The organism is Collinsella aerofaciens ATCC 25986, assembly GCF_010509075.1.
Taxonomy (GTDB): Bacteria; Actinomycetota; Coriobacteriia; order Coriobacteriales; family Coriobacteriaceae; genus Collinsella; species Collinsella aerofaciens.
Genome location: NZ_CP048433.1, coordinates 2065793 through 2082732, shown reverse-complemented (window position 1 = coordinate 2082732; position 16940 = coordinate 2065793). Strand labels below are relative to the sequence as shown.

The window sequence follows — 16940 nt, the reverse complement described above, 5'->3', positions numbered from 1 at the left end:
AAAGCCTCCGTTACCGGAGGCTTTAAAATTCAATTGGTGCGGCGTATAGGATTCCGCGCATCCGCTGCGCGGATCCGCACCGGCTTCGCCCGCCTGCCGGCGGACTCGCCCGCTCGCTAAAAACGCTCCGCGTTTTCTTGACGCTCGCGCCTCGAACGAGGTTCGAATCTCCGCAATGCCCCCGTAAAGGAAAAGCCCCCGTTTCCGGAGGCTTAAAACTCAATTGGTGCGGCGTATAGGATTCGAACCTATGACGTTCTGATTCGTAGTCAGACCCTCTATCCAGCTGAGGTAACGCCGCAACGCACGGATTATTATGCACGTGACCCCTCGATGGGTCAAGCGACAATTTGGAAAAATTTTACGAAGTGATGATTAAGATACTCGCGCCTCGACCGAGGTTCGAATCCATGCAGCGGTGGCATAAAAGAAAAGCCCCCGTTGCCGGAGGCTTTCGATTTCAATTGGTGCGGCGTATAGGATTCCGCGCATCCGCTTCGCGGATCCGCACCGGCTTCGCCCGCCTGCCGGCGCGCTCGCCCGCGGGCTAAAAACGCTCCGCGTTTTCTTTACGCCCGCGCCTCGACCGAGGTTCGAATCCATGCAGTGCCGACGTAAAAGAAAAGCCCCCGTTGCCGGAGGCTTTCAATTTCAATTGGTGCGGCGTATAGGATTCGAACCTATGACGTTCTGATTCGTAGTCAGACCCTCTATCCAGCTGAGGTAACGCCGCAGCGCAAGACATATAAAACCACTTTAGCCTATTGGAGTCAAGCACAATCTCAAACTTTTTTGTGGAACGCAGTTTTGTTACGCTGCTCCGCATATACCGCCGTTCCCCGTACGATCGATTGGCTTTTCGATCACGTCGAACTTAGCATCAAGTTCCCTCAGGAGCGATCTCACCCGCTGGGCACAATCATAATCGGCAAACGAGATGCTCAGCATGCGCGCGACCTGGTTGGAAGTCCCAACTCCATAGAAGTGCTCCAGCGCCACAAGTCCCTCGTGCGTCACAAAGGTCTCGACCGCATGCGGCGACTCCTCAAAGCACCATTGTGTCAACGGACCCTCACTCGTCTGCCGAACCACCAGGCCGCCCATGCCAGACGGCTCACACGTTACAAGCAGGTACTCCCCGCCCTCGTCGCTCTCAAACAAAACCACCCGATCATCAAACAGCTCCATCGCGTCCCCTTTCTCTCGCTCTTATTTAGCAAAAGCATAGCAGGTAGATGGCTGTATATAGAACATTTGTTCGTGTGTTTTCTATTGAGCTGTCCGCACGGCATGATATGGACCTGCGCACGAAATAGGGCGCCCCCGAAGGAGCGCCCTTGCATATCCCCTATGCAGCCAAGTTACGCGACCGGCTCGATCTTCTCGAGACCACCCATGTAAGGACGCAGAACCTCGGGGATCGTGATGGTGCCGTCGGCGTTCTGGTAGTTCTCCAGAATGGCGGCCATGGTGCGGCCGGCCGGCAGGCCGGAACCGTTGAGAGTGTGCAGGTAGCGCGAACCCTTGAAGTTCTCGGGGTCGCGATACTTGATGTTGGCGCGGCGAGCCTGGAAGTCACCGCAGTTGGAGCAGGAGCTGATCTCCTTGTAGGCGTTGTAGCTCGGCAGCCAGACCTCGACGTCGTAGGTCTGACGGGCAGAGAAGCCCAAGTCGCCGGTGCACAGGCTAATCACGCGATACGGAAGGCCCAGCTGCTGCAGCAGGTACTCGGCCTCGGCGGTCATGCTCTCGAGCTCCTCGTCGGACTCCTCCGGCTTAGCGAACTTGACCATCTCGACCTTGTCGAACTCGTGCTGACGGATGATGCCGCGGGTGTCGCGACCGGCGGAACCGGCCTCCTCGCGGAAGCAGGGGGTGAAGGCGGTGTAGCGGCGCGGCAGGGTGTCGGCGTCGAGGACCTCGCCGGCGTGCAGGTTGGTGAGCACGACCTCGGCGGTGGGGATCAGGAAGTTGTCACCCGAGACGTGATAGGCGTCGTCCTCGAACTTGGGCAGCTGACCCGTGCCAAACATGGTCTGACGCTTGACGACGATGGGCGGCCACCACTCCTTAAAACCACGGCTGGTGTGCGTATCGAGGAAGAAGTTGATGAGGGCGCGCTCCAGGCGGGCGCCAGCGCCACCGAGAACGGTAAAACGGCTGCCGGAGAGCTTGTTGCCGCGCTCGAAGTCGAGGATGTCCAAATCGGTGCCCAGATCCCAGTGCGGCTTAAAGTCGAAGTCGAACTCGCGCGGGGTGCCCCAGCGGCGACGCTCGATGTTCTCGTCCTCGTCCTTGCCGTACGGCGTGGCCTCGCAAGGAATGTTGGGCAGGTGAGCCATGAAGTCGTACTGCTCCTGCTCGAGAGCAGTACGGCGCTCGGCCAGACCGTCAATCTTCTCGTTGACGGCGCGCACGGCCTCCTTGGCGGCCTCGGCCTCGTCCTTCTTGCCCTCCTTCATCAGGGCGCCGATCTTCTTGGACTCGGCGTTGCGCGTAGCCTGGAGCTCCTCGACCTCGGTGATGACGGCACGGCGCTCGTCGTCGAGCTCAAAGAACTTCTCGCGATCCCAAGACGTCTGGCGGTTAGCCATGGCGACATCGATGGCATCGGGGTTCTCGCGAACAAACTTGATATCAAGCATTAGATCCTCCGGCGATATACATTCCATTTAGGTTGCAACCTTGTACATGTATGGGCAAGTATATACTTATGAGCGTTTACGACCCAACTCAACTACGCAAGAAGGCACCCAATGGACGCAGTTTTTTCCTTTTTGTTTGGCACCCGCACCGGTTTTGCCATCCTTTTCGCCGGCGGCATCCTGTTATTTGCGATTCTTGCCTTTGTAATGGAGAAGCGTACCCATAAGATGTACGTCGACCGCGGACCCAAGTCCGAGGATGAGGAAGACAGCTTCTGGGACTAACCTGCCAAAAAGGGACAGGTTTATTTTGGTCTGTTTTATCTGGGCAAACGCAAGCGCCCCGCAACTGGAATTGAGCCAGTTGCGGGGCGCTTTTCGCTAAAAGGACAAAACCGCAGAAAATACCTGCCAAAAATAAACCCGTCCTTTTTTTGGTCGGTTTTACTGGAGAGTTGCGTCGATTGCCTTGACCAGGGCGCTGCGCATGCCAGCGTCCTCGAGCGCAACGACGCCCTTGATGGTGGCACCACCGGGCGAGCATACGGCATCCTTCATCGCCGCAGGATGCTGGCCAGTTGCAAGCTGCAGCTTTGCCGTACCTAGCACCATCTGGCTCACAATGCGATAGGCATCGGCACGCGGGATACCGTGCTTGACCGCCGCATCGCCCAGGGCCTCGATTGCCATGGCGACAAATGCCGGAGCGCAACCACCCACCGTGCCGCCCACAAACAGCAGGCTCGTATCGAGCTCGACCACCGCACCGAGTTTGCCAAGCAGATCAAGCACCACGGCGCTCTGCTCATCACTAAGCGTGGAAGCCTTCTCGCAGGCGATGACGCCCTCGCCCACCGAAACCGGTGTGTTGGGCACCGTCGAGATATGCGCGACGCCCGGCAGGACCCGCTCCCACTTGGCACTGTCCCAAGTCCAGGCAACCGACAGAACGACCTTGTCGGCAAGAATGTCCTTGAGCGGGGCGAATACCTTCTCGATCATGTACGGTTTGACCGCAGCGACCACGATATCGGATGCGGCGACAACCTCGGCGGCATCGTGGCAGGCGACCATGCCGCGCGCCTCGCAGCGCTCAACCAGTGCGTCGTAGCGACCCGCGCAGGCGCACATGTCGCTCGCAGCTACACCGGCAGCGATCCAGCCATCGGCCATAGCGCTCGCCATATTGCCAAAACCGACAAATCCAATCTTCATATCTCATAGTCCTTTCAGACACATTCCTCAAAACGAAAGGTATTGTCCCACGCCATTGTTTCGTATTGCCGACCTATTTGTGATACGGCTCGCCACGGCTGATCTTGCAGGCGCGGTAGATTTGCTCCAGCAGCACCACGCGCGCCAAGTTATGCGGCAAGGTAATGCGTCCAAAGCTGAGCATCTCGTCGGCGCGGGCGCGCACCTCATCGCTCACGCCGTCCGATCCGCCAATCACAAAGGCGATGTCGCTGCTGCCTCGTAGCATAAGATCGCCGAGCCTCGCCGAGAGCTCCTCACTCGAACGCTCCTTGCCCTCGATAGCCAGCAGGATCACATGCGCTCGAGACGGCAAGGCAGCAAGAATCGCCGCCCCCTCCTTGTCGCGTGCGGCATCCACGCCGCCCGCCTTGGCCGGGTCAATATCGGCCACCTCGCGGATATCCACCTTGGCATAGGCGCCTAGGCGCTTGGTGTACTCAGCGCACGCGTCCTTCCAAAAGCGCTCTTTGAGCTTGCCAACACAAACGACGGTGTATTTCACGCGTGCCTACTCCTTTGACTCGTTCTGAACCTTACCGGCAGCCAGCATCTGCTCGAACATAGAGGCCGACTGCGAAAAGTCGCTCGGCAGCACGACCGTCGAGGTTTTACCCGTGCGAGCGAACTCCGTCATCATCTCGGACCACTGCGTAAACATGAACAGTTGGTTGGCCTCGTCATTGCCGACACCCGTCTCCTGGATGATCTCGAGCGAATCTTTGATACCCAGCGCAATGGCCTTGCGCTGGTTGGCGATGCCCTCGCCCGCCTTTTCCATAGCCTCGGCCTCGGCGGTCGCCTCGGTGACGCGCTTGATACGGTCTGCCTCGGCGAGCTCCTGTGCCGCAGCGCGCTTGCGCTGGGCGGCGTTGATGTCGTTCATGGAGTTCTCGACCTCGGTCGGCAGTGCGATTTTGGTGATGAGCGTCGACACGAGGGTGAAGCCGTAGGCGGCCATCTGCTCGGAAACGGTAGCGTTGACATCCTTGGCGATGTCATCCTTCTTGGCAAAGACCTCATCGAGTGTGTAGACGGGAATCGAAGAGCGCAGGGCGTCGGTGATGAAGTCACGCATCTGGTCGACGGGCTCCTGCAGCATGTAGTAGCTCTTGTAGATACCCGAATCTGCCGGGCCGGCGCCCATGTCATAGCTCACGTGGTACTGAGCAGAGACCTCAAGGCCGATGGTCACGTTGTCCTGGGTCTTAACGTCGATGCCAAAACCGTTTTTCATGGTGCGCAGACTCACCGTGGCGGCCTTGCGGTCGATTACGGGCACCTTCATGTGGAAGCCCGCGTTGACGATGCGGTTAAACTTGCCCAGGCGCTCGATGATTACGGCATGCTGCTGTTCAACGACATAGCAGGCGTTGGGGAGCAGCAGCAACAAAATGATGATGGGAAGCAGAAGACTCGTAAGGGCGGCAATGATTCCGGACAACAGCATGGTCTCTCCTCTGATAGGCACACGTTGGCACTAGGATACCCGTCCAAGGAGATCGTGCATATCAAAAAAGCCCCCATTGCTGGGAGCTCTTTCATTTAATGGTGCGGGCGAAAGGACGTCCGCGTATCCGCACCGGCTTCGGCCGCCTGCCAGCGTCCTCGCCAGCTCGCTAAAAACGCTCCGCGTTTTCTTGGCGCTCGCTCCTTCGCAGGTTCAAGTCCCCGCGATGGGCCCAAAACAAAAAAGCCCCCATTGCTGGGAGCTTTTCAATCAATGGTGCGGGCGAAAGGACTTGAACCTTCATGGGGTTGCCCCCATACGGACCTGAACCGTACGCGTCTGCCAATTCCGCCACGCCCGCGTGCAGGAATTAGAATAACGGAGCGCCATCGCGAACGCAAGAACTATTTTTGAAAAAGTTTGCAGGCATTTTCCCAAGCTGCTCGCGCGATTGCCTCAGCATCCTCGCCGGTACGATCGACACGGTCGTTGACCAGCGTGTTTGCCGTAATGGAGATCATTGCGGGCTCGCATTCAAGACCGCGGATGGGCTCCGGAGCCATATATGGGCAATCCGTCTCGAACAAAATTCGATCGAGTGGGGTTGCCGCGAATGCCTCGCGCACGTCGTCGTTGCGCTTAAAGGTAGCCGCACCACCATAGGCGATATAGCAGCCCAGCTCCACAAAGCGCTCCATCGTGGCGCGGTCCTCGCCAAAGCAGTGCAGCACACAACCGGCCTGGGGCACGCCCACCTCACGAAGCACGTTGTAGGCGTCCACGTGCGAGGTACGCTCATGGTCCGTGTCCTCGTGGCGCAGATGCAGCTCCACCGGCACGTTACGGCACACGGCAAGCTCGAGCTGACACGCCATGCAGTCAATCTGCACGTTATGGGGTGCCGGCGCGATATCGTCGTCATAGTCCATATGGTAGTCCAGGCCGATTTCGCCAATACCGGCGCATAAGGGGTCATCGAGTGCGGCAACGACCTGTGCGTGAACGTCGTCGGTATAGTCCGGCGCGCCATACGGATGCACGCCGGCAAGATACTTGATCTGCGGAATATCCCGCATCGGCAGAATTTCGCGCACCAGCCAGTCGCTATAGTCCGCCACGCTGCGTTTGTCAGCGATGGGATCGAACATCGTCACCAACAGGTCGACGCCCGCGGCTTTGGCGCGCACGAGCGTCTCGGGCACTTCTTTGCCCCAAAACGAAAGCAGATGCGCATGCGTGTCGGCAAGCGGTGCCAAGGGCACGGGGCAGGCAACCGTCTTCTTTTTCTTGGTAAACGTCACGCGTGCGGCATTAGGCATCATGGATTAGCTCCTGGGCCAGGCGGACAAAGTCGGCAACATCAAGCGTCTCGGCACGCGTGGTGGGTGCGATACCGCAAGTCTCAATGGCGGCATCGAGCACGTCCTTGGCAAAACCGTTGGCGCTCATGGAATTGCGGATGGTCTTGCGACGCTGAGCAAATGCAGCATCAATCACGCGGGCCACAAATTCGCGATCGAGTCCTTCGGGTACCACGCCGTCAACACGGTCGATACGCACGACGGCCGAGTCCACGTGCGGCGCCGGCATAAAGCAACGCGGCGGCACCTCAAAGCGACCCGTCACCTGCGCATACAGGCCGAGCTTTGCCGTATAGCCGCCATAGGTCTTGTTGCCCGGCACTGCGGCAATGCGATCGGCAACCTCCTTTTGCACCATGACGACGGCGCGCTTGAGCGCGGGCATCGTCTGGAAGAACTGCAGGATGATTGTCGCCGCCACGTTATAGGGCAAGTTCGCGACAAATACCGTGGGCTCGCCGCCGGCGGCCTGCTCAATCTGCTCCGGGCCCACCTTAAGCGCGTCGCCCATGATAAAGCGGAAGTTGGCGTAGTCGGCGGCGTGAGCATCGAGCACCGGCTCGAGCTCGGGATCTGCTTCGATCGACGTGACGCACGCCGCCTCCTGCAGCAACGCAAGTGTCAACGTACCGCAACCCGGACCCACCTCGAGTACGCGCTCGTCACCTGCAAGCTCGGCAAGCTCGCAGATACGCTCGATCACATGATTGTCGATTAGAAAGTTCTGGCCCAGGCGATGCTTGGTCGCAAGGCCAAACTCCTCCAGCAGCTCCCTGGTGGCCGTGGGGTTTGCCAAAGGCGAAGTTGTCATGGCTGCCTCCTTAGCATGATGGCGGTGTCTTGAAACAAAAGGGCATGGACCGTGGCGGCCATGCCCTTACAGCTAAACAGCAAATTGCCGATATGGCGCTCGCGCGGTCTCTACGCCAGACGCGGGAACAGCGGATCGCCCTTCTCGACGGGCTGACCACCAGCAAGCAAGCCCCAAGCGCAAATGCCCTTGAGGTCGTCGCTCGCGGCCTCGTCCTCGCAGGACAGGCGGCGCAGAGCCTCGGCAGAAGTCTGGGGCATGAGCGGCATCAGCAGGTGAGCGGCAATGCGGATGGCCTCGAGCAGGTTGTAGATCACAAACGCCAGCTCGTCAGCCTTGGCCTCGTCCTTGGCAAGTGCCCAGGGCTCGGAGTCCTCGATGTAGTGGTTGGCGGCGTGGATGAGCTCCATGACCTCGTCCTTGGCTCCACCGTAATCGAGCACGTCCATCTTGGCCATGTAGCGCTCGACCAGACCATCGGCGATCTTTGCCAGCGGGTTGTCGAACGCATCGAACGACGCGGGCTTGGCGGGCGCGCAACCATCAAAGTACTTTGCGCTCATGTTGAGCGAACGCGAGATGAGGTTGCCCCAGCTGTTGGCCAGGTCGGCGTTGTAGACCTGCTCCATGCGATCGAAGCTGATGGCGCCGTCGGTACCGGGGACGACGTCGGTCATGAAGTAGTAGCGATAGCCCTCGACGCCCAGCATGTCGATAACGTCCTGCGGAGCGATGGCGTTGCCGCGGCTCTTGGACATCTTCTCGGCCTTGCCAGTCTCGGCATTGCGCACGGTCAGGAAGCCGTGGGCAAAGACGTGCTCGGGCAGGGCCTCGCCGATGGCCATGAGCATGGCGGGCCAAATGACGCAGTGGAAGCGGATGATGTCCTTACCCACGATGTGGAACTGCGCAGGCCAGCGATAGGACAGCTCGGCACGTGCCTCGTCGGTGTCGACACCGTAGCCGACGGCCGTCATGTAGTTGAGCAGCGCATCGAACCACACGTACGTCACGTGGCCCTCGTCAAACGGGACCTGAATGCCCCAGTCAAAGCTCGTGCGGCTCACGGAAAGGTCGTTAAGGCCGCCCTCGACAAAGCTGCGTACCTCGTTCATACGGAACGCAGGCTCGACAAAGTCGGGGTGCTCGTCATAGAGCTTGAGCAGCTTGTCCTGGAAGGCAGAAAGCTTAAAGAAGTAGGACTCCTCCTGCACGCGCTCCAGCGGACGGTGGCAGTCGGGGCACAGGTGCTGGCCGACGCTGCCGTACTCCTCGTCGCCCTTCTGGACCTGCGTATCGGTGAAGTAGGTCTCGTCGGGCACACAGTACCAGCCATCGTAGCTGCCCTTATACAGGTAGCCGGACTCCTTCATGCGCTCCCACAGGTACTGCACAGCATGGTGCTGGCGCGGCTCGGTGGTGCGGATGAAGTCGTCGTTGGAGATCTCGAGCTTGTTCCAAAGCTCCTTGAAGTGCGGAGCCTGGCTGTCGGTCCACTCTTGAGGCGTCATGTTGTGCTTGGCTGCGGCCTCGGCGACCTTCTCGCCGTGCTCGTCCATGCCGGTCAGGAACTTGACGTTATAGCCGGCGGAGCGGCGATAGCGAGCCTGAACGTCGGCGATGATGGTGGAATAAGCCGTGCCCAGGTGCGGATCGGCGTTGACGTAGTAGATGGGCGTCGTGATAAAGAACGAAGGCTTGCTTTGATCCATGGGGTTTGTCCTCCAGAAAAACGTTGCATACAGGGGATGATTCTAGCGCAAGGGCTGGATATCCTCCATCTATTGCATATCGAGCACCATGGCATAGACATCGCGCTTACGGCGCGAGTACTTCTGCGACAGGCGCTTTGCAACCGCAGACGCAGGCTCCCCCTCCTCGAGCGCGGCGCGGATATCCTCGCGCAGGGCCTCGTCGGGATCCACTGCCGCGGCGCCAACCGGCACGATACCGGCCTCCTCATCCTCGCTCGGCGGCGCGATGACCAGCGCAATCTCGCCCTTTACCTCGCCGCGAGCACGCAGCTCCTCGGCGAGCTGGGCAGCTGGCCCGCGCAAGACCTCCTCGTGCAGCTTGGTAAGCTCGCGGCAGACAGCGACCTCGCGCTGGGGAAAGACCTCGGCCACGGCCTCGAGCGTCGCCACGATGCGATGTGGAGACTCGTAGAAGATGAGCGCACCGGGCACCACGGCAAGACGCTGCAGTCGACGCACGCGGTCGCCATGCTTGCGGCCCAAAAAGCCCTCGAAGAAAAAGTGCTCACAGGGAATGCCGGACGAAACAAGCGCCGTAACACAAGCAGAGGGCCCGGGGATAACCTCGACAGGCACATCTGCTTCACGTGCCGCCTCGACCAGCGCCTGGCCGGGATCGGACACGCTCGGCATGCCCGCGTCCGAAGCAAAGGCGAGGGTCTCCCCCGCCAGCAGACGGTCGACCAGACCGGCGGCGCGGCTGGTAATCACATTCTCGTCACAACGGACAAGCGGTTTGGAGATACCCAGGTGCATCAGCAACTTTGACGTCACACGCGTGTCCTCGCAGCAGATGACATCGGCGGCGGCAAAGGCCTCGCCAACGCGCGGGGACAGGTCGCCCAAGTTGCCGATGGGCGTTCCGACCACATAGAGTTTGCCCGTATGGGCGCTGTTTTGCGTCATATCAACCTATTCAATCATGCCGCGCTCGAGCGTACCGAGCGCCACGCGGGCGTCCCATGCTGCAATGCGCTTCTCGGTCTTCCACGTTTGGAAGAACCAACCGGCAGCCGGCGCAAACGAAGCCAGCTGGTTGGCGATAAACACGCGCTCGTAGGCATTGCGGCCCTCGGGCGTAACCGACGAGTTGGCAAAGATCGCCGCGCCCGACCATTCGCCCACCAGCACGGGGAACCCAGTTGAAATCGCTTCTTTAAGCTCGCGCTTGTTACGCGAAATCGCCGTCGTCAGCCCGCGGGGGCTCGTGATGTCGAGCGCATGCTCGTCGCGGTAATGGTACAGGTGAAGGTCCATGTAGACGTTCTTGTACTTGGCGCCGCGCATAAAATGCTTCCACTCGCCGGGATGCCCCGAAGACGAGAAGACGACGATCTTATCCTCGGGCATATACGAACGGACGAGCTCATAGGCATCGCGATAGAAGTTGCGCAGGTAGTGCGCCGGAATGCCATCCGTCATGGAAAAGAGACTCTTGCGGACACTCATCTGCGGCGTATCCAGCAGCTCAATGCCCAGCAGGCTCTCGGCCTCGCCGTAGCGATCGGCCAAGCGCTCGAGCACGTCGAGTGCGACATGACGACCGTTGGTGGACGAATGCCACTCGGCAACAGCCTCTGGCGTGGCGGGCGAATCGTTGGAATCGCCCTGGCCACCGGGCACCGTCGCCAGATCAAGCAGCACGCGGATGTCGTACTTGGCAGCCCACTCAATTGCACGGTCGATGTAGTCGACAACCGAGATGTAGGACGCATCGGACTCCTGCGAGCCAAAGGCATACCAGGGTACCGGCAGACGCACGGCATTGAGGCCAATCTGCGCCATGCGGCGGAAATCGTCCTCGCTCACAAACGTCTCGTAATGACGGCGCATGCGCTCGTTATAGGCGGCGGTGCCCATGGCCTCCTGCAGCTCGGCCGCGTTGGATGCACCGGTCGCCGCGTATAGCGACGGGGTCACCCAAGGCTCGGGAATAAACCAGCCAGAGAGATTAACGCCGAGTATCCTCTCCATCACTGCCCCCTTCGGATCGTGCAGGCCGAGCCTGCATCGTATTGCATAGTAAAAGTATCGTTTTGAGTATACCCGCGCGTGCGGACAGACGACCGAACGGTCTGTAAAGTGGCGCAAAAGCGGGAGGAATGTCTGGGCGGGCCCGAGATGGCGCGCCGAGATGTACATATGCGCCGGAAGTAGGCGGCCGGAAAGCGCATCCCGTTTTTCGCAAAAGACTGGGATGCATTTTCCGCGGGTCCACATAAAAGAAAAGGACCCCTTTGCAGAGGTCCTAGTCAGTTCAAGGTGGCGGGGAAGGGAATCGCGTCCGCGCGCTGCGCGGACGGACCGCTGCGGCGCTTACGCGCCTTGCGAGCTGCGCTGGCAAACGCTTACGCGTTTACTCAGCTCCGCGCCCTCACGGGGTTCGATTCCATGTGGGAGCTTCATAAAAGAAAAGGACCCCTTTGCAGAGGTCCTAGTCAATTCAAGGTGGCGGGGAAGGGAATCGAACCCCTGACACGAGGATTTTCAGTCCTCTGCTCTACCAACTGAGCTACCCAGCCATTTGAGGTGTGCCTTGTTTCAAGGCTTGATTAGTATAACCAAGGATGCGTTCCGGTCAACCGAGAATTTTAAAAAAGTTTTTGAGCACAGCCTCGGTTCTATAAATCGGCACGTCAGAGGCATCAGCCGGCAGCAAGAAGTTTTTCACTCAGAGCCGCACGGGCAAACTCACTTGGCGTCATCCCCTCGGCAGCCGCCCGTCGACGAATGGCCTCCTTCATTCCCAGAGGAATCTTGACCGACAGCGTTGCCGTCCCCTCACCTGAGAGCGGGGGCCGTCCATGCACGATCCCACCAACGGTGTGTTCGCCATCCGGTAACTCTCCGCGCTCGTACGACTCGCACCACGCGTCAATCATTTCATCCGTTACAACCTGACCATTAGCGGCCGTATATGTCTTGCCCATCATCGACCCCTCTGCCGAGCTCGCTCGATCTCTTGCCAGAATTTCTTCTGAACCGGAGACAGGGCATGAATAATGAGCCATCCACGAATTAGTTCGACCGCAACAAGTTCCACACTTTGACCATCTGGAAGCCATCCAATGGCAAGCCATCTCGGCGGCTCGTCCTCCGACTCGCGGCGAATGCACTCAGTAACCGCGAACCAGGCACCTAGTACCTGCTTTTCCGTCAAGTGTTTTTTGGCGTTCGGATGGATCTCAACATCCATGCACCTTCTCCTCCATCTTACCCAATTTCGTATGACGAAAGTCCGCTGTCGCCAATCTCTTACGCCGGCACTTGTTGGAGGGCGGGAGGTGTAGCGAGGATTGAAGGGCGTTCCAATACCGCCCAGGCGCCGGGGCAGGAGCACATACACCAGGGACATACGTTTTCGTAGCGCGCGAGGATATTGCCGCGTGCATCGATGAAGGCGATGTCGATGGGATAGGCCATAAAACACGTATGGACCGAAGAGCAGCGTGGAAACGCTATGACGAGCGGCAGGCCGTTGGCGGCAACCGGACGCCGTCCCAGCATGCCGCGCAGGCGCACGACAAACGACTCCGCCACCGCAAACTCGGCCGGCGTCCAACCCAGCCTATTGAGTGCCCGCGCGTAGGCGATGTAGGACGAGACCGCGGTCACATGACCACCCCCGGACGCCATGGATCGACCGTCACCGCGCGCTCGTGCGACAACGTTGTCGGCGCCCCCAGCGGAACGCCAGCGATGCTGAGAGAAGTCGGCCACGGCTCATAGTGCATGGTGCAGGTGTAGGTCCTAAACGTACCGGATAGGGAGAGCAGGCCACCATCTGATGCCTTCGCGCCTTGCTCGCTCGACACTTCGATCTGCAAGTCATAGCCTTCCATGGCATTCAGAATTTGAGTCTGGACCGTCACCGAGGCATCGGCAGAGTTCTCGTCACCCTCCCCGCCCGGCGCCACAGCGTGCGCCAACACGATGTCGGGCACCACGCGGTCGAAGCGCGCGACAGCGCTGGCAAAGATCATGACGTTGTACACGATGAGTGCCAGCACCAGCAAAACGGGCGTAACCACTGCCATCTCCACCGTCGCTTGGGCGCGCTCCTCGCGCAGACGCATGCGGACACTCATTACGACCCACCGCCCAGAGCGCCAACCAGCGTGGCGACATCGACGGTGAGTGGGATGGAGCCGCCGCCGGGCAGAGGAATCTCCGCAAGCGTGAACACCGTACTGCTAATGGTGCGTTCGACTTGATATTCCAACGCCTCGCAAAGCGCCTTGGGATCAGTCACGCCCAACGGAATACTTCGCAGTTTGTCTTGCGCTTGAGAAAGACCCGTAATGTCAGACCCCGGACTCTTAATGACATTGGCGGAATCGGTCAGCACCGGCTTTCGCAGGCGCAAGTCGCACGGTTCCAAACCCAGCGCCGCCACGGACGCCGAAACGGTATCGCCGAGCCACGATGCAATGGAGCCCAACGCACCGCTGCCCCCTCCTAGGTCTTTAATCATCTCGTCCATAAGTTCGTCGGCCGAACCTTGGATATCACCGTATCCCACGAGCAGCCGTCCCCAAACATCCATGACGCCGTCGAGCACGCCGGCAACGCCGCCCGAGCGTTCCTTCAATGTCGAGAAAAATCGCGAAAGCACGTTGTTTTGCGCCGTCGCCTCATCGGGCGCCAGCACCGCGGCAGAGATAGCACCGCGATCGCCAAGCCTGACTGCCGTGTTAAACGAGGAGTTAAGTTGATCGGGGCTGGTAATGTCACCCGAAACTGCAAATGCGACCACGCCGTTGCGTCCAGGTGGGGCGATACGCGGGCGCTCGCCGGAAAGCTCCTTGATAGCCTGGTCAAATGCATTGCCTGCACGGTCGGCCTCATCCTCGGTCTGACGCATGAGCTCGAGTTCCTTATTGCGATATTCGACGTATTTCTCCAGCGCCTTTTTGAACTCGTCAAAGTGGTACTCGAAGCCCCTTTCGACGGAAGTCGTAGCAATCGCAACGTAACCCAAAGACGAAACACCAAAATGGCATTCGCTGCACGTTTCATGGCCGTCAAAAACCGCGACAGACGCCAACCCACCAGGCGTTCCCCTTTTGTAATTTGGACAGTCAGTTCCGTAATGCAGATAGGACACTTCATCTAGTTCACTTGTTGGCCAACGTACATCGGTGTAGAGTTCGGTCGTCCGCGCCTCATCTGGATTTCGCGGAAGAAAGGGGATGTAGGCGGAAACCTTGCCGTCCTCTTCAGCTATATACGCTCGTTCAACTTCTTCACTCGCATAAGCGAAGAACGCCTTTCGCGCAGCGGAATCTGCCTGTTTTTCTGGGCTCTCGCCAAGTGGCTTCTCGTTCGACAGGCGCTCTCGGTAATATGCCTTCGCACGATCGAGCGCCACTTGCGGTTCCCACGTAACGCTCGAAGCGTAATGTGGATTTTGAGCACCAGAGAGATCCGTTAGGCTTTTCGCACGCTCCCACATACACGAGTACTTGCCAATCGAACTCTCGTCCGACCCACCACAATCCGCCAGCCAAGCGCGCTCTTTAGCCTTCGCCGTGTCCTCAGAAGCCTTCCGCAGCTCCTCGGCCGCACGCTCTAAATCATCTGATGTGTCTTTAATGGTATCGGTCGAGATCTCTGACCCTTTGAGCGCAGCGAAGTCCGACTCGGATGTCCTGGGCACAGCAAGCGCCGTACCGGTATAGGTCACACTATCGGTATCCTGCGCCGACACCGCCTGTGTGGCACGCGCAGCGATCAGATACGGCAGAGCCGTCTCGATTTTCTGTAAGCCTTCCGATGCGCTTTTGGCAAACTTGTTGCGCGTTTTAATGATCTCAATCCCGGTGTCGACCATATTGCCGGCAACTGGTTCGGCACCCGGGATGAGGATGGCGACCAGGCCCGTCCCGATCGTGGCAAACCCCGCCAGGCCCAGACTCAAGATGCTCGCATCAACCACCGTGGCAGCCGTGTGATAGGACGACACTACGTTGACACCCGCCAGCGCGCCGCTATCGGCCGCCACCTGGGTATCCCCGGCACGCGACATGCTCCATATCGCCGCGGTCGACGAAAACAACAACGTGAGCACCACTAGGATGACCACGGCAGAAGAAAGCGTGGTGTAGGCACCGTCTTCGATAAACAGGTCGATACCAGCGCGGCCCATAAAGCCGCCTCGTTTGCGATGGCAGCTCGGACGGCGCGTCAAAACGCATCTAGACCAGAAACGCTTAATCCCATGCAGCAATCCACAAATCATAATCTCCCTCCAGCCATTCGGGACGCGATTGATACGAGACATCGACCTTGAGCTCAACGTAGCCGCCCTCGGCGGTACCACCCATAGCCTGCGCAAACGCACCGATCACAGGCAACGGCTTGACCTCGCCGGAAACGGACACGGACGAGACGCCACCCGCACCGGCCCGGCCAAGCTCGATATCCCACGACAACGGCCCGCCGGCATGAAAGATCGAAACGTTGGGCACTGCGGCAAGCCGGCGGCGGGTAAACTCCTTAAGATCGTCGTCCTCCGCCGTCGTCGTGGTCATGAGCCGCGCGGTCTCGGCGGCGGCAGACTCCATGACCGCGCGCGTATAAAGCAGGCACACCGGTTGCAGTGCGAGAAGGATGAGCGTCAGAAACGTCGGCAGCAAAAAAGCAGCCTCGACCGTAGACTGCGCCCGGTCCTCGCGCGCGATATCAATACAACGCAATGTCCTTAGCGCCCGCGGCGGCGTCGATAACCGACATCGAGGCAACGCCATGGGATGCCGCCCGCTCAACCAGCGCCGCCAAGCGTCCATCGGTGCCAGCACGCCAAAGTCCCGCAATCGCCAGCACGATCGATAGCAGCGCCACCGTGACGATGGCGTATTCCACAGTCGCTTGGGCAACCTCTTCACGCAGAACGCCATGCATTTCACGATCCCTCCTTTGAGCTTATTGTTTGCGGGACCAGGCGCACCGCGCGCAGACGACACGAAGCATCGCCGGTATCCGCGGCAACCGTCACCATATCGACCCAGCCGCGCCCATCGCGCACGATGGCGCCCCATACGTTGCCCTTAATATCGAGATAGCCGCTCAGGGCGAGCTGGGCCGTTGGCACCTCGCGGTAGGCGCGTAACATATCCGCCGCTGCCTCGGTCATCGGTCGGTCCTCGGACCATGCAAGCCGGACCGCAATCGCGTTGTCCTCAGGCAAATCCGTCGCAGTGCCAGACCGCTTGTCGAGCGTCCGCAGAAAGGTTTGCGCCGTGACAGCGACATCCGAATCGTCCGCATCTCGCATCTCATCTTTTTGAGACGCCACCGCCGAATCTGAGCCCGAATCGAAGGCGGCCCCAGGACGCTGCTGCCGCGCGGCGTTAAGCCCCCAAAGCACCGCCGCTATCGCCACGGTCAGGCAAGCAAACACCAGCAGCACCCCGATGGGGCGCTCGCCCTCTACAGGCTGTTGATGCCCTCGCTGATAGCGTTCCATAGATCTTGGACCTTGCCCTTAAATGCGACAATGGCAATGATGGCGATCACCACGAGCACGCCGACCAAGATGGCGTATTCGGTGGTGCCCTGCGCACTCTCCTCCTGCAGTAGCTCCCCGGCATGCTGGCGAGCGCGAATTGACTGGCAAACAGCCCAGCTCCAGACCTTGCCAGCAACGTCAGTCATCGTGTTCAT

General features: G+C 59.6%; 20 protein-coding genes and 4 tRNA genes. 1 reads left to right on the top strand and 23 read right to left on the bottom strand.

Features of this window, described 5'->3' with window-relative positions:
- Positions 1-224 precede the first annotated feature (224 nt).
- From GXM19_RS09315 to serS, 4 genes are all read right to left on the bottom strand, one after another.
- Positions 225-301 (bottom strand) — tRNA-Arg (locus tag GXM19_RS09315).
- Between the two features lie 355 nt (positions 302-656).
- Positions 657-733: transfer RNA gene (locus GXM19_RS09310), tRNA-Arg, on the bottom strand.
- Between the two features lie 77 nt (positions 734-810).
- A complete protein-coding gene (locus tag GXM19_RS09305; protein ID WP_006235067.1) occupies positions 811-1188 on the bottom strand; it encodes a hypothetical protein in 378 nt (125 codons plus the stop codon).
- A 173-nt stretch (positions 1189-1361) separates the two neighbouring features.
- Positions 1362-2645 carry a serine--tRNA ligase gene (gene serS / locus GXM19_RS09300; protein WP_040359108.1) on the bottom strand — a complete coding sequence of 428 codons (1284 nt, stop codon included), beginning with the start codon at positions 2643-2645 and terminating at the stop codon, positions 1362-1364.
- 111 nt (positions 2646-2756) lie between these two features.
- On the opposite strand from serS, the gene GXM19_RS11010 reads away from it, so the two are divergent.
- Positions 2757-2930 (top strand): DUF6724 family protein, encoded by a 174-nt coding sequence (locus tag GXM19_RS11010; RefSeq protein ID WP_006235069.1) that lies wholly within the window; start codon positions 2757-2759, stop codon positions 2928-2930.
- Positions 2931-3089: 159 nt separating this feature from the next.
- Here the strand turns inward: GXM19_RS11010 and proC are convergent, their stop codons facing one another.
- The 19 genes from proC to GXM19_RS09205 form a co-directional block, all read right to left on the bottom strand.
- Complete coding sequence (gene proC / locus GXM19_RS09295; protein WP_006235070.1) at positions 3090-3860, bottom strand: pyrroline-5-carboxylate reductase; 771 nt, start codon at positions 3858-3860, stop codon at positions 3090-3092.
- Between the two features lie 73 nt (positions 3861-3933).
- Complete coding sequence (rlmH, locus tag GXM19_RS09290) at positions 3934-4404, bottom strand: 23S rRNA (pseudouridine(1915)-N(3))-methyltransferase RlmH (RefSeq protein WP_040359110.1); 471 nt, start codon at positions 4402-4404, stop codon at positions 3934-3936.
- Between the two features lie 6 nt (positions 4405-4410).
- Positions 4411-5349: an SPFH domain-containing protein gene (locus GXM19_RS09285; RefSeq protein ID WP_006235074.1), complete on the bottom strand. Its 939-nt coding sequence runs from the start codon at positions 5347-5349 to the stop codon at positions 4411-4413.
- 274 nt (positions 5350-5623) lie between these two features.
- Positions 5624-5710: transfer RNA gene (locus GXM19_RS09280), tRNA-Leu, on the bottom strand.
- A gap of 43 nt (positions 5711-5753) precedes the next feature.
- Complete coding sequence (locus GXM19_RS09275; RefSeq protein WP_006235075.1) at positions 5754-6671, bottom strand: TatD family hydrolase; 918 nt, start codon at positions 6669-6671, stop codon at positions 5754-5756.
- Positions 6661-7521 carry a 16S rRNA (adenine(1518)-N(6)/adenine(1519)-N(6))-dimethyltransferase RsmA gene (gene rsmA / locus GXM19_RS09270; protein WP_006235076.1) on the bottom strand — a complete coding sequence of 287 codons (861 nt, stop codon included), beginning with the start codon at positions 7519-7521 and terminating at the stop codon, positions 6661-6663. Before rsmA ends, GXM19_RS09275 begins: the two co-directional genes overlap by 11 nt.
- Positions 7522-7631: 110 nt before the next feature.
- Entirely contained in the window at positions 7632-9233 is a 1602-nt protein-coding gene (gene metG / locus GXM19_RS09265; RefSeq protein WP_006235077.1) for a methionine--tRNA ligase, read from the bottom strand.
- Positions 9234-9302: 69 nt separating this feature from the next.
- The gene (gene rsmI / locus GXM19_RS09260; protein ID WP_006235078.1) at positions 9303-10181 is read right to left on the bottom strand and encodes a 16S rRNA (cytidine(1402)-2'-O)-methyltransferase; all 879 of its coding nucleotides are present in this window, start codon (positions 10179-10181) and stop codon (positions 9303-9305) included.
- 6 nt (positions 10182-10187) lie between these two features.
- Positions 10188-11249, bottom strand: coding sequence for a glycoside hydrolase family 5 protein (locus GXM19_RS09255; protein ID WP_040359112.1), 1062 nt, complete (start codon positions 11247-11249; stop codon positions 10188-10190).
- Positions 11250-11724: 475 nt separating this feature from the next.
- Positions 11725-11797, bottom strand: a tRNA-Phe gene (locus tag GXM19_RS09250).
- A gap of 123 nt (positions 11798-11920) precedes the next feature.
- The gene (locus GXM19_RS09245; protein ID WP_040359113.1) at positions 11921-12205 is read right to left on the bottom strand and encodes an ATP-binding protein; all 285 of its coding nucleotides are present in this window, start codon (positions 12203-12205) and stop codon (positions 11921-11923) included.
- Positions 12205-12471 (bottom strand): hypothetical protein, encoded by a 267-nt coding sequence (locus GXM19_RS09240; RefSeq protein WP_006235082.1) that lies wholly within the window; start codon positions 12469-12471, stop codon positions 12205-12207. The genes GXM19_RS09245 and GXM19_RS09240 overlap by 1 nt, the downstream gene beginning before the upstream one ends.
- A gap of 59 nt (positions 12472-12530) precedes the next feature.
- Positions 12531-12890 (bottom strand): DUF192 domain-containing protein, encoded by a 360-nt coding sequence (locus GXM19_RS09235; protein ID WP_050766123.1) that lies wholly within the window; start codon positions 12888-12890, stop codon positions 12531-12533.
- Complete coding sequence (locus GXM19_RS09230) at positions 12887-13363, bottom strand: TadE/TadG family type IV pilus assembly protein (protein ID WP_006235084.1); 477 nt, start codon at positions 13361-13363, stop codon at positions 12887-12889. Before GXM19_RS09230 ends, GXM19_RS09235 begins: the two co-directional genes overlap by 4 nt.
- Positions 13363-15423, bottom strand: coding sequence for a hypothetical protein (locus GXM19_RS09225; RefSeq protein WP_006235087.1), 2061 nt, complete (start codon positions 15421-15423; stop codon positions 13363-13365). The genes GXM19_RS09230 and GXM19_RS09225 overlap by 1 nt, the downstream gene beginning before the upstream one ends.
- Before the next feature lie 64 nt (positions 15424-15487).
- Complete coding sequence (locus tag GXM19_RS09220; protein WP_239057617.1) at positions 15488-15973, bottom strand: TadE/TadG family type IV pilus assembly protein; 486 nt, start codon at positions 15971-15973, stop codon at positions 15488-15490.
- Positions 15960-16178: a hypothetical protein gene (locus GXM19_RS09215; protein WP_006235089.1), complete on the bottom strand. Its 219-nt coding sequence runs from the start codon at positions 16176-16178 to the stop codon at positions 15960-15962. The genes GXM19_RS09220 and GXM19_RS09215 overlap by 14 nt, the downstream gene beginning before the upstream one ends.
- A gap of 1 nt (position 16179) precedes the next feature.
- Complete coding sequence (locus GXM19_RS09210; protein WP_006235090.1) at positions 16180-16743, bottom strand: hypothetical protein; 564 nt, start codon at positions 16741-16743, stop codon at positions 16180-16182.
- A complete protein-coding gene (locus GXM19_RS09205) occupies positions 16707-16940 on the bottom strand; it encodes a hypothetical protein (protein WP_006235091.1) in 234 nt (77 codons plus the stop codon). Before GXM19_RS09205 ends, GXM19_RS09210 begins: the two co-directional genes overlap by 37 nt.